The 12,987-nt window shown below is 46.0% G+C and carries 9 protein-coding genes; 4 read left to right on the forward strand and 5 right to left on the reverse strand.

Going from position 1 to position 12,987, the window contains the following annotated elements; genetic code table 11:
* Nucleotides 1-280 precede the first annotated feature (280 nt).
* From serA to QUB35_RS08320, 3 genes are all read left to right on the forward strand, one after another.
* Nucleotides 281-1,864 (forward strand): phosphoglycerate dehydrogenase, encoded by a 1,584-nt coding sequence (gene serA, locus QUB35_RS08310; RefSeq protein ID WP_333141086.1) that lies wholly within the window; start codon nt 281-283, stop codon nt 1,862-1,864.
* A 184-nt stretch (nt 1,865-2,048) separates the two neighbouring features.
* The gene (gene prmA, locus QUB35_RS08315) at nt 2,049-2,939 is read left to right on the forward strand and encodes a 50S ribosomal protein L11 methyltransferase (protein WP_333141088.1); all 891 of its coding nucleotides are present in this window, start codon (nt 2,049-2,051) and stop codon (nt 2,937-2,939) included.
* A 172-nt stretch (nt 2,940-3,111) separates the two neighbouring features.
* Entirely contained in the window at nt 3,112-3,594 is a 483-nt protein-coding gene (locus tag QUB35_RS08320) for a pentapeptide repeat-containing protein (RefSeq protein ID WP_333141089.1), read from the forward strand.
* 204 nt (nt 3,595-3,798) lie between these two features.
* Here QUB35_RS08320 and QUB35_RS08325 read toward each other — a convergent pair whose 3' ends face one another.
* From QUB35_RS08325 to trxA, 3 genes are all read right to left on the reverse strand, one after another.
* Entirely contained in the window at nt 3,799-8,910 is a 5,112-nt protein-coding gene (locus QUB35_RS08325) for a DNA/RNA non-specific endonuclease (RefSeq protein ID WP_333141091.1), read from the reverse strand.
* A 663-nt stretch (nt 8,911-9,573) separates the two neighbouring features.
* The gene (locus QUB35_RS08330; RefSeq protein ID WP_333141093.1) at nt 9,574-10,158 is read right to left on the reverse strand and encodes a hypothetical protein; all 585 of its coding nucleotides are present in this window, start codon (nt 10,156-10,158) and stop codon (nt 9,574-9,576) included.
* Nucleotides 10,159-10,317: 159 nt separating this feature from the next.
* Complete coding sequence (gene trxA, locus QUB35_RS08335) at nt 10,318-10,635, reverse strand: thioredoxin (protein WP_333141095.1); 318 nt, start codon at nt 10,633-10,635, stop codon at nt 10,318-10,320.
* 73 nt (nt 10,636-10,708) lie between these two features.
* Between trxA and fabG the strand changes: the two genes are divergently transcribed.
* Complete coding sequence (fabG, locus tag QUB35_RS08340; protein ID WP_333141097.1) at nt 10,709-11,473, forward strand: 3-oxoacyl-[acyl-carrier-protein] reductase; 765 nt, start codon at nt 10,709-10,711, stop codon at nt 11,471-11,473.
* Nucleotides 11,474-12,017: 544 nt separating this feature from the next.
* On the opposite strand, the gene QUB35_RS08345 is transcribed toward fabG, so the two are convergent.
* Nucleotides 12,018-12,473: an HD domain-containing protein gene (locus QUB35_RS08345; RefSeq protein WP_333141099.1), complete on the reverse strand. Its 456-nt coding sequence runs from the start codon at nt 12,471-12,473 to the stop codon at nt 12,018-12,020.
* 62 nt (nt 12,474-12,535) lie between these two features.
* Nucleotides 12,536-12,964, reverse strand: coding sequence for an NUDIX domain-containing protein (locus QUB35_RS08350; protein WP_333141101.1), 429 nt, complete (start codon nt 12,962-12,964; stop codon nt 12,536-12,538).
* Nucleotides 12,965-12,987 lie beyond the last annotated feature (23 nt).

Here is a 12,987-nt window from a genome sequence, read left to right on the forward strand (position 1 = left end):
ATTCCTGATAGTTAGGCTGAAATAGCCAAAGTCTATTATAGACCGAAAAGACATACTAGCTAAGCACTTGGGGGATTTTCAGACGGTCAGAGAGTCTGATCGCCCGCAAAGCTAAAATATTTCATGCAAAAAACGGCCGACCTTGACCGAATACAGATACAATTCAAACTGCACAAAGGCAAGCTTGAGCTGAGCTGTTAGATACTGCTCTAAGTCTAAGTCTCAACTTTGAGCTCGCCAACGCTCGGTCTATTTTTACTATTGCACTCAATTGCTTGCTATGCCTAAAGTTCTAGTATCCGATCCGATCGACCAAGCCGGAATTGACATCCTCTCCCAAGTCGCGCAAGTTGACGTAAACACAGGACTCTCAGCCGAAGAACTGGTACGAATTATTCCAGATTACGACGCTTTAATGATCCGTTCTGGCACCCAAGTTACCAAAGAAATCATTGAAGCCGGGAATTCACTTAAAATTATCGGCAGAGCCGGCGTCGGCGTAGATAATGTCGATGTACCAGCCGCTACCCGCAAAGGAATTGTAGTCGTCAATTCCCCCGAAGGCAACACGATCGCCGCCGCCGAACACGCCCTCGCCATGATGCTCTCGATGTCCCGCCACATCCCGGAAGCTAACGAATCCGTCAAAGCGGGTAAATGGGAACGCAACCGCTTTCTCGGCGTAGAAGTTTACAAAAAAACCCTCGGCATCGTCGGTTTGGGCAAAATCGGCTCCCACCTCGCAGCCGCAGCCAAAGCAATGGGCATGAAACTGCTGGCCTACGATCCCTTCATTTCGACCGAAAGAGCCGATCAGTTGGGCTGCCGCTTGGTAGAACTCGAACTGCTGATGCGCGAATCCGACTACATCACCCTGCACATTCCCAAAACGCCGGAAACCCTGCACTTAATTAACGCTGAAGTGCTCTCGAAAATGAAGCCCACGGCCCGCATCATAAACTGCGCCAGAGGCGGCATCATCGACGAAGCAGCCCTCGCAGAAGCCATTAAAGAAGGCAAGATTGCCGGCGCAGCGCTCGACGTTTACGAACACGAACCGCTGCAAGCTGATTCCCCGCTGCGGAGTGTCGGTCAGAACATCGTGCTGACGCCCCACTTGGGAGCATCCACAGCGGAAGCTCAGGTGAATGTGGCGATCGACGTGGCTGAACAAATTCGCGATGTACTGTTGGGGCTGCCCGCGCGATCGGCTGTTAACATACCAGGAATTTACCCAGACTCGATCGAAAAACTCAAACCCTACCTGCAACTCGCCGAAACCCTCGGCAACCTCGTCAGCCAGCTAGCCGGAGGCCGAGTCGATTACCTCAACGTTCAACTGCAAGGCGAATTGGCCAGCAACCAAAGCCAGCCCGTAGTCGTCGCCGCCCTCAAAGGCCTGCTCTCCCAAGCCCTGCGAGAGCGCGTTAACTACGTCAACGCCAGCATTGAAGCCAAAGAACGCGGAATTCGCGTCGTCGAAACCAGAGACGCCTCAATTCGCGACTACACCGGCTCCCTGCACCTCTCGGCCAAGGGAACTCTCGGTGAACACACAGTCACGGGTGCTGTGCTCGGCGAAAGCGAAATTCGGATTACCAGCGTTGACGATTTCCCGGTCAACGTTTCCCCCACTCACCATATGCTGTTTACCCTGCACCGCGATATGCCGGGGATTATTGGCAAAATTGGTTCCCAATTGGGCAGTTTTAATGTCAATATTGCCAGTATGCAAGTAGGCCGTAAAATCGTGCGAGGCGATGCGGTGATGGTTTTGAGCCTCGATGACCCTCTACCAGAGGGGATACTGGCCGAGATCCTAAAAGTTCCGGGAATTCGGGATGCTTACACGGTAAATCTTTGACGGATTTTGGAGTTTAGATTTTGGATGCCAGGGCTGATAATTGGTAATGGGTAATTGATCGTTGGTAATTGGCCTGAAAGCGGGAATTTTTCTATTAGCCAATCCTCATTCCTCACTCCCCAGTTCCCAGTCTCCAGTTCCCCTGGGTCAATCTAAAATCTAAAATCTAAAATCTAAAATCGTTATGGCACATAGCTGGTGGGAAATTAGAATTCTTTGCGATCCGGCGCTGGAAGATATCATCTTTTGGCGTCTGGAACGATTTAACTGTCGGGGAACTGCTACGGAGCTCAAAAGCAATTCCTGCCTGATGTCGGCTTATTTGCCCGAAGAACAGGCAGGATTGCTGGATTTGGCCGCTCTGTCTCTGTGGCTGCGCCAAGATGCTCTGTGTGCAGGTTTGCCCCTACCTGCGATGCAGTGGGATTTGATTGAAGATGAAGACTGGGGCAGCACTTGGAAGGAGCACTGGCAGCCTCAAGAAGTGGGCGATCGCTTTTTAATTAACCCGGCTTGGCTGCCCTTACCGACTGATACCGATCGCGTTATTTTGCGTTTAGATCCCGGTGTGGCCTTCGGTACCGGTGCTCACGCTACTACTCAACTTTGTCTGGAGTCGCTGGAAATGCGGCTCGGTTTTGATGACAAAGAGTGCATCGTTGCTGATATCGGCTGCGGATCGGGTATTTTGTCGATCGGCGCGGTGTTGTTGGGCGCTACAAAAGTTTATGCTTTGGATACTGATCCTTTGGCAGTGCGATCGACCATTAGCAACAGACTACTCAACCGCGTTAATTCTCAGCAGTTGGTTGCAGAGCTCGGAAGTATCGATCGTTTGAAAGAAATGGTCGATGAGCCGATCGACGGTTTGATATGCAACATTTTAGCAGAAGTAATCATTGATTTAATCCCGCACTTCACTGCAATTAGCAAACCCACTACTTGGGGCGTGCTCAGCGGCATTTTGCTCGAACAAGCTAAGCCAATTGCTGACACTCTCGAACAGCACGGCTGGATTGTCGCTACTTTGTGGAAGCGCCAAGATTGGTGTTGTTTTAATATTCGGCGCAGTTAGCGTTTTTAGATTTGAGAGTTGAGATTTTAGGACTGTTGTATTCATTCTGAGCCATCTGGATTACTTGGTATGCGATCGGGTTCAACCTCTCGCACAGCTTGATATATTTATTGATAAAAAGTAGAAGTAATCGCGCTATTATCAAAGTATAAACAGCTTGAATAAGAAAGCTATGGACGTTGAAGAACTATATAGACGTTACGCTGTCGGAGAGAGGGATTTCTCTGGAGTTGATTTAAGTCATGCTGATTTAAACGTTGCTGACGTGGGTGATATTAGAGACCTCCCACCAGGTCAGAATGAGTTGAGTGGTATCAATCTCAGCGGTGCTAACTTGACTAGAGCCGATTTGAGTTTTGTTAATCTCAGCGGTGCTAATTTGAGTAGTACGAACCTTGAATCTGCTATCCTATTGGGTACTATATTGATTGCTGCCGATTTGAGGGACGCTATCTTAGATTATGCCGAACTGGGAGGCGAACTGGTTGATGCCGACTTGAGAGAAGCCAACCTGCATTGTACGCGATTGATTGATACTAACCTGACTAGAGCCAATCTAATGGGTGCAGAATTTGCAGCCACCGGAGAAGGTCGTGTGATTTTCTGCAATACCATTATGCCTGATGGTACTATTAGGAATGACGATTGCTCCTAAAGGGATTGATAGATCGGTTTTGCTGGAAAAGGGTATTGGAGATGGTAGGATATACTTTGATTATCTCATTAGCACGGTCTAAGATTGATTTGATATAAGAAAAAGTCAAATCAGCTTCAACTCATAGACTTTATTAAAAGTCAATAGCCTGGTATGCTAAGCAAGCTTTCCAGGCTAATTTGTTTGATGTCTATACGATCAGCCTTATGATTCGATTATTTCCTCTATCTCGTCTGGAATATTTGAGAAGAAGTCAAGCTCAGTCAACTCCTCAATTTGGTTAACAGTCAGTTGCCATGTTTGCCAATTTCTCCAAGCAGCTTTGTTTTGTATGTCTGGAAGACTTAACCCCAACAAAGTATTGAATGGGTGAGGAACTGGAAGTGGGAAATCTCCATTCGCATCTACCGATCCATTTGGATTAGTTGGGACGTGAGCTGGTTCAACCTCGTTGGGTGTCAAAATGCCGTAAGTTGTAGTGTTAGCAATTGTGACATTAGCAGGATTCAGTCCTGGTTGCTCTAAATCCAGTACGACCTTCCAAGTCCAACCAGGAATATTGATTCCTTTGCTTGTAAGAATCTGGGGATTTGTTAATCTGCTGGGTCTTGCTCTATGGCTTATACGTTGAGGATTTAGATTGCTTTCATAACCCCCAGCGACAACATAAAGCTCTTTTGAGTCAATATTAGTAGTGGATGCAAGCAAATCATCAAAACTCGTCCATGCTGGACTTGGCGGATTTTCATCTAGGCTGAGATCGTTGTTATCTTGATGCTGTGGAACTACATTCGTCATCAAAAAAGTCGCTATGTTGTCCTTTTCACTATTAGTTCGCTGAGACGAAGGTAGCATATGACCCCTTGAATACAAACTGTTGCTGTAGTCCTCATTTTTGACCCGACCCCAAGTTTCAGGAATACTTTGATCTTCGATAAATCTGAGATTTGAGCGCGCAACACTACCCAGCCACTTTTGATTCAGTTGCCAACTTACCCATTTAGGAGTTTTACTGCTGTCATCATAAGCAGTGGCAAACTGTGCTTTCTCTAGCAAATAGTTATTGCGCTCCGCAATAGCAAGATCAGTTGTGTTCCTGGCATCTGAGGGATTTCCAAACAGTAGATGTTGGCTTTTGAAAAATACATTATCTAAGTAAACATTACCGCCACCAACAACTTCAAACTTCAGAGTTGCTACTTGACCGCGCAAATTGTCAGGCACCTCTACTTGGAAAGTCTCAAACCCTTGAATTCCATAATCAATCCTTTGTGTATCTGCTAAATATGCACCTCTTGTACGATTCGCTCGCCTCAAGTTGATCGATGATGAAACGCCTAAAGGACTTCCATCTGCTGCTGACAAAGTGACCAAAACTGTTCTGCGTCGATCTCGATCCACCAGTTCTGTTTCGGGAACATGGAGGTCAAATCGTAAATTCCCCCACTCAGGCACAACAAAACGGTTGTGAGTAATACTTTTACCTGATTCTAGCTTCAGAGCATAATTTGCTTGAGTTCGATCGACCCCAATCCTATCGAGTTCCGCGTGCAAAGCCGGAGCCTCTGTTGCAGATAGCTGATTCACATCAACGAGATTGCTGGTAGACACACTCGCTGACGTTTCGCCATTATGAAAAGACCAACCAGGAATCGCATTAGAAAAAATAGTCCGATTACCACCCTGCGGATTGAAAACCGCATCAAAATTGCCGTTAAACAAAGTAGGAACCGCAGCATCTCCCCGCATCCTGGCATCATAAGTATTGTCAAAATCTACCGGGATACGCTCTACATTCGTTTGGGGACGAAACTCCTTTCCGCCACCCAAAACCGAATAAAACCACCCCGTACCAATTCCTTCCCAAGGAGCAGCATCAACACCATGCTCAAAACTGTCTTCCGGCGTATACCAAGGGCTAACGCGAGCGGCACCTGTCAAAACAGTAGCGCCAAATGAAAAGTCCTTATCGAACAAAGGTTCGCGATACCCATCGCCGCGTCGGCGGAAAAGAGGATTAGCATCTAAGTTTTCATCGAACGGGAAGTTAGTTGGAAACAAATCTGATGTCCCCCCATACCAACTCAAAACACGTCCGTGTACAGCTCCCCTTCCAGCAATACCAACAGTAGGATCGGTTTCCTTCGTAAACCCAGCACGACTGTTGTCATAATCTGGGTTATTTTGATTAGTTCCCAGAAAAACAGACAAATCCGGTTCTCCCAACAGCGGAGCAGTAGCATCGGGATTTTCTGACCTCCAACCTTCTCGCGGAAACTGAAGTCCGGGGGCTGTTTTTCCATCTTCAGTAGACGGAAGATTGGGAATATCCCGACCCGCAGGCGAAACCGTACCTCCTGATAAATCCGGTACTGTCTGATAGTAATTATCCGCAAAAGTGACATTTTCCCAAACCTGAACCTTCGGTTCGCGGAAATCGCCGAAATTATCTGTCACTACATTTAGCCCCGGTTGGTCGAAATCGTGGGGGTCTAAAGTTGTCATCTGAAGGTCGCGAATATCAGAGTTTTCTTTTCCACCAGCTTCAGGAAAATGAGTCCCCAAACGCTGAATAATTTCGCTGTTAACAACTGTTCCCCGACTGAAACCAACAAAATGCAGCGGTGAATTGAAAATTGCTCCTTGTTTTGCCGTGCTATTTTCATCAATGAACAGTTGGTCTAACTGCACGATGGAAGCAAAGAAAGTATCTGCCACTGCTTCGCTAAAACCTGAATCAGGAGCTGCCGATTCATTATTATTCGACCAGTCATTCAGCAGCACTAACGGTTGATTGTTGTCAAGGTATGGAGCTATGTAACTCTCCAACTTGGTGAGATAGTCGGCGTCATTTTCTGGATTCTCACCTGCTGGGAAATCTGGCGCAACCGCTCCATATTTGGTGACAGGAACCCAATAACCAGTAGCGAGGTCGTACCTCATCATCAAACCGTTGTCCTCAGCACCTGCATTGGCAATACTATTGCCCAGTTGGTAAAACTCTGAAGGAATTCCAGGGTTATCAAAAAAGGGAGCACTAAAGGGAGGCTTGAAGCCATGAGTCAGCACAGTTACGCTGGGGAAGACATCATTACCATCATCGGGCTCGGTCAATATTGGCGTCCAAAAATCGCCAAACTCTATGTTCCGGCTGCCATTTTTATTCCAAGCTTCAACAGCCCAATTGTACTCCTGACCCGCTGTCAAAGTGAGGTTGTCAGGTAGCGTGAAGCTGGTATTTGTACCTTCAATAAATGTTTGCCCGCCATCCAAAGTCCACTTGCCAATGCCGTCATCACCTCTTTGCCAAGTTGCAGTTAGAATTCGGTTGGGGTTGAAGTCGTTCTCTTGGCTGCGGTAAAAAGAAGTATTCCAAGGTTTTGTCAATAAGTCCAACTGTTCTGGTTTGCTCAATCCTTGATTGAACAGAAATTCATTGCCATTCGGGTCTGGTAAATCGACAACTTCATCCCACGGCAGCAGTCCTTCACCTTCATCGAATACGCTGAGGAAGAGGTTAACTTCTTCTACATTTTCACTCGGCAATTCGTCAAATTCCCATTCAAAAGTAGGAGTCAAGTCATTTGAACTATCCCCTGGCCCTGTTAAATCCAACCAATCCAGCGGTGTCGCCGCCAAACCGCGAGAGTTAGTCGCAGAAACGGGAGCTCGCTTGCTACCAGGCGGCACGCCGTAAGTATACTGGCTGTTCGCATCAATCAGAATCTGGAAGTCAGCAGCAACACTAACCGCTGGGTTAATATTATCAATGGGCACTGTGGAAAGGTCAGCAACCGTAGCATTTCGTGCTGTAGTGCTGTCAAACAAAGGCAGCCCGACACCTCGACCTTTAGCATCAATTTGAAATTGAGCGGGGTTGGTCACTGTTTTGACGAATTCTTCAGTGTCAAAAACATACACCTTGCCATTAGCACCGCTCAAATTGGGATAGGAAGCATAGAGGTACTTGCTATTACCTGAAAGCGCTAAATCAGTAGCAAATCCGTCGGGAATTGGTCGAGTTGCTGCTACTAATTGCGGATTTGTCAGCGGGTCTTTGATAATGCCGATATTGCTACCGGCCCGCGGGTCTCCATCCACGCTGGGCAATTCCTGACCGAAAAATTTCGTGTCCGCATTGCGACCCACAACAAACGCATAGCTAGCATCCGGTAAAACCGTTACCGAAACTCCCTCATTCACATCGAAGTAATCAAAAGTTGAACCCAGCCCTAAACTTGCATAGCGAGTGGTAGCAGCAAAACTTACCGGGTCATTATTAGTAATATCCAGTACGCCAAATCCTTTGCTATCTTTGCCGCTGTTTGTGAACGTCATTTTCAGCGGATCGACCGTAGCAGCTAATCCTTCTAACCCTTCATCAGCCGTTACAGTTCCGATTAATTGATTCCACTTTCGGGGGTTCTGACTTGGATCGCGGGGTCGGTCTTTGGGGTCAATATTCACAACGTAAATCTGGCTGTTTAACCCATTGGGCGCGGTAACGAATAGCTTCTTGCCGTCGCTGCTAATTGCCATCTGTCGCAAACCGCTAGGTGCTGCACCAACTGTGATAGTTTGGGTAACTTGGTGATACTTGGAGGAGAACGGGTTGATATCGAGAACGTAGATGGAATTGCCGCCAGCTTTGCCGTCAGCAATGTAAGCGTATTGGTCGCGAGAATCAAGTACAATTGAACGAGGCGATGCACCGCTAGGCAAATCGATCGGATTGATGCCAGCTATATCGGCTTTGGTGTCTATTTGCTGTCGGGTTATCGGATCGACTAAAGCGACTCGACCTGAAGCTTCTAGAGGCACGTACACGCGAGAACCGTCGCTAGTTACAGTCAAATCTCTGGCTCTATCTAGTCGATCGTCCGTACCTACAGCAATGTTACCAATTAGCAAGTCGCTGCTGTTCGTTGTCGCCACAACAGATTCGGGGTCGGAACCGTTGAGTACGGCGATTCTATCCGCTGTCCACTGGGCCCCAAAAACATATTCTGTATCGTTTTCAATCCGGTAGGAATTGCTGTTGTAGAGAATTTCTGTTGCTGGTTCTGCCGGATTTGAACTGACTTTTTCGTTCTGTTTGCGACTGAGGACAATTCGGGAATCGCCCAAGGGTACGGTGTCGGGAACTCTGACAGCTACTTCAAATTTATTGTCTGCTAATTCGCGACTGAGGTTGGTTAGTATTGTGCCTTCGTAAGCTTGGTCACCAACATAAAATTTTACCACTAAATCGCTAAATTGGCTACCTTTGGGGTCGCCAAAGTTGTCTGCTAAAACGTTGCTTCCCGTCAGAAACAAAACTGGTAGATTGTTCTCAAAAGGTTGATTGTTTGCGTCTTTGAATTTGACTTCTGCACTTTCAATCAGTGGAGGATTTTTGGGATTTGCCGCATTTGGAGCGAGTTGAGATGCGCGTCTTTCCGCAAAAATACCCTCTTTACCGAAGTAGTCGATTTGTCTTTCGTTTACAGGTTCGCCAGTGAGAGTATCGAGTTCAAGAGATTTTTTTACGGGGGGGTAAAACTGAAATCCTTTAATGTGGGGCTAAAATTGATGGATTTGGAGGAGATTGTGGTGTCTTCGGGGTTATTGTTAAAACTGTCTGGAAGTCCGGGGAGTGCTGGCTCTGGGGTAGGGCTGCTAAGGGCTTGAGGATTGAGTAAGTTTGCGGTATTTAGGTCGAATTCAGGTATTAAGGTCGTTTCACCAATAGGGAACGGCTCTTGACTGTTGAAGGGCGATTTATTGGAAAATTTCATTAAGATGCGAACAAGCGATACAGTAACTTGTTGTGATTCTTAGTATCTCACCATAGGAAAATTGTTTTTGTCAAGCTGTTGAGGCAGAAATGTGGGTTTTTGTTATAAAACTTTACATTGTGTTCTAGATTCCCAGTACGATCGCACAATTCCGCCAAAACAATCTCGATAATCCGGTGAGAGAGCAATTGCAGCAGAATAATTAAGAACGAGAAACTAAAGAACGGACGTAAAAAGACACCGATCCAATTAAGTAAAAAGCATTCACCAAAATCAACAACGTTTTTCCAACATAAGAATTAACAAAACCAAAAACGCGGTAAGTTGACAGCAGGACTAACAACATTTCAACCAAAGAAACAATTGACCCGTAGTGCTTCCGATCCCAATAAGAAAACGGACTGATAAAACGGTAATTGCTGAACGGAAAAAAGTGCCGATGAGCGTCGTCATTGTGGACAGGCAAATCTCCCAGAGAGTGTAGTATCATGCTGATAAACAGAATTTGCACACTTTGCCAGCCAAAGTAATAAGCAATTAGCAAACCAATAACCGCCAGAGGTATAGAATGAAACAGAGCCACAATATCTTGCACAAAAGGCTCATAATATGCTTTTGACCAAATTGTAGCTTCGGGCAAGCGAGCAATGTATTTCGCCCAAAAGTAAAATAAAAATATTGGGATGTCGGGTAAGATTCCGCCAATGACAATAATGAGATTAGCTTGCGGCAGTTGCGGTGTGCCAAGAATTGCCAGATTGATAATAGCGTGGCTGGGAGTCTTCATCAGTAGGGAGCGTCAACTAGGATTATCTTATTCATAATTGATCAGATATTAGACATCTCCCATAATTCTTGTGGAACAGGCATCCTGCCTGTTCTTGAATATCTTTTTGGGAGATGTCTATTAGGTGACGCACCCTACGTGTGAGATAATTGGCTCCGGTTACAAGTAAGGTTGCACTCGATCGATCAACTGCGCCGGTTGCATAACTCCCTCAATGCGATCGACCTCAGCGCCATTTTTGAACAACACCAAAGTCGGCAAAGCATAAATGTGATACTGCGACGCCAACTGTTCGTACTTATCCGTGTCAATTTTGACAACCATCAGCTTGTCTTTCATCTGACCACTCACTTGCTCCAAAATCGGTGCCATCATCTGACAAGGCCCGCACCAAGTAGCGTAAAAATCCACCAACACGGGCAAGTCAGAGCCCGATAGTAACTCCTCAAAACTGCTGAACTGTTTTTGAACTGCCATAAGACAAAATAATTTTTTGGGTTCTGGCTCGATTTTAGTGCAAAATTCTCTGGTAGATTGCGAGGATACAATTATGGAATTATTACCAGAGACTTTTCAGAGATTGCGGGGTCAAGTTGCTGTCGTGACCGGTGCGTCGCGGGGAATCGGCCGCGCCGTTGCTTTAGCCCTAGCCACAGAGGGCGCTAAAGTCGCCGTCAACTATGCGAGTTCGAGTGCGGCTGCTGATGAGGTGGTAGCAGAAATAGTCGCTGCTGGAGGAGAAGCTGTCGCACTTGCAGCAGATGTCTCGAAAACTGACCAAGTAGATTTACTCACCAGTAATGTCATGGAAAAATGGGGACGAATTGACATTTTGGTGAACAATGCCGGCATTACTCGCGATACTTTGCTGCTGCGGATGAAGTTGGAAGATTGGCAAGCGGTAATTGATTTGAATCTAACTGGCGTGTTTTTGTGTGCGAAAGCTGCCAGTAAAATCATGCTGAAACAGCGAAGCGGCCGAATTATTAATATTGCTTCGGTTGCTGGACAAATGGGCAATCCCGGACAAGCTAATTACAGTGCGGCGAAAGCTGGGGTAATTGGATTTACTAAAACTGTGGCGAAAGAGTTGGCGAGTCGCGGGATTACGGTGAATGCGGTTGCACCGGGTTTTATCACTACAGATATGACTAAGGATGTCAAGTCTGATGAGATTTTGAAATATATTCCGCTGGGGAGATACGGGGAAGTTGAGGAAGTTGCGGGGATGGTGAAGTTTTTGGCGGCAGATGCGGCGGCGGCTTATATAACGGGGCAGGTTTTTAATGTGGATGGGGGGATGGTAATGGCTTAGGATTTCGGGATTTTTTTAACCGCAGATATCGCACAGGCAAGATGCCTAGATATCGCACAGGCAAGATGCCTAGATATCGCACAGGTAAGATGCCTAGATATCGCACAGGCAAGATGCCTAGATATCGCACAGGCAAGATGCCTAGATATCGCACAGGCAAGATGCCTGTGCCACGCGGATATCTGCGGTTAAATTTATGTCTCTTAAGCTGTTCTCCATTTAAATTGTGTGTCAAAAATCACTCAAATTATTGTGGGATGGGCACGCGAGCCCGTCCCGAATATGCAATTTAAACGCGCAACAGCTTAGCGTATTTGAACTGAAATTAATTAGGCTGAATTTACCTATTTTCAGTTTATTTACAGCATATTCCATGTAGATGTGGTACACACAATCTTCTAGCCCGTGTAAGGTGCGTCGCCACCCGTCAATCTGTAAGTTTTATCGACCAATATTTCGCAGCGACGCACCCTACAGATTAACACCACACACTATATTTATAGTGTACTTCATGAACCACCGAAGAGGCTGTAATAAAAAATAATTACTTTAAAGCTGCACGCAACTGATGGAGGACTTTTTTGTATTTGGCAAGGCGTTGAAAATCTGCCTCTGTGGGATTGGCGATGCGACGAATATCAAGATTATGAGTAACATCAGCGATTTTGACTGCCAATGCGATCGGGTTGGCAATAACACGTTCTAAATAAGCTGGATAAGCTTCTCCTTCTATTTTGGTAATCGCCTCGATCGCCGAGACGATAACTTCAGGAAAACCTTCGCTTCTAAGTTGCTCAAGTGTAAGTTCAGAATCTTCGACCGCATCGTGTAAAACCGCAACGATTTTCTGCTCTATAGAAGTTACATTTTCCATCACAAATAGCGGATGATCGAGATAGGGATTGCCTGCCTTATCAACCTGCCCATCATGAGCTTTGGCTGCGATCGCGATCGCTCGTTGTAGTAATGATTCGTACTCTGAGTTCGTATTTGACAACATAGTAAAGAAGTTCTCTATTAAAGTTTCAGTCCCCTCGCGGGGAAAACGTAGTGTGGGAGTTTTTATTTTAAATATTCCTGCAACAATTTCCAAGCCATGTGAGTACCTTCCCCGGCGTTGACTTTTTCAAAATCTACATCTTTTCTCAAAACTACCAAACCCACACCTTCTTGGATTTCTATTTTATCACAATCGCTAACTCTCGCCAAAAAAAGGTGGTTTTTTTGTAAAACTTTTCTATCATTTTGAGTCTTTTGGTGAGTAAAAGTTGTGATAAAGTCCATTTGGTAAAAATTGGTTGTGAGGCAAGTTTCTTCCTCCATTTCTCGCACTGCTGCCTCCTGTGGACTTTCTCCTATGTCCACGCCACCACCAAAAGTAGAAAGCATTCCTTGACTGGCAATACCTGGGATATTATCTCGCAGTTGAGCCCCAATCTGACCGTTGGGGAGCATGAGAAAAATGCGAACTATTGACTGAGGAATATTCATGTTATCGATGGAATAACAAAACT

Origin of the sequence: Microcoleus sp. B13-B6 (genome assembly GCF_036705405.1) — a bacterium.
Classification (GTDB): domain Bacteria; phylum Cyanobacteriota; class Cyanobacteriia; order Cyanobacteriales; family Microcoleaceae; genus Microcoleus.

Bases quoted from the DNA above. Each gene is read 5' to 3' on its own strand.
- QUB35_RS08345 (WP_333141099.1), bottom strand. From the start codon at position 12,473: ATGTTGTCAAATACGAACTCAGAGTACGAATCATTACTACAACGAGCG.
- QUB35_RS08320 (WP_333141089.1), top strand. From the start codon at position 3,112: ATGGACGTTGAAGAACTATATAGACGTTACGCTGTCGGAGAGAGGGAT.
- serA (WP_333141086.1), top strand. From the start codon at position 281: ATGCCTAAAGTTCTAGTATCCGATCCGATCGACCAAGCCGGAATTGAC.
- fabG (WP_333141097.1), top strand. From the start codon at position 10,709: ATGGAATTATTACCAGAGACTTTTCAGAGATTGCGGGGTCAAGTTGCT.
- prmA (WP_333141088.1), top strand. From the start codon at position 2,049: ATGGCACATAGCTGGTGGGAAATTAGAATTCTTTGCGATCCGGCGCTG.
- trxA (WP_333141095.1), bottom strand. From the start codon at position 10,635: ATGGCAGTTCAAAAACAGTTCAGCAGTTTTGAGGAGTTACTATCGGGC.
- QUB35_RS08350 (WP_333141101.1), bottom strand. From the start codon at position 12,964: ATGAATATTCCTCAGTCAATAGTTCGCATTTTTCTCATGCTCCCCAAC.
- QUB35_RS08330 (WP_333141093.1), bottom strand. From the start codon at position 10,158: ATGAAGACTCCCAGCCACGCTATTATCAATCTGGCAATTCTTGGCACA.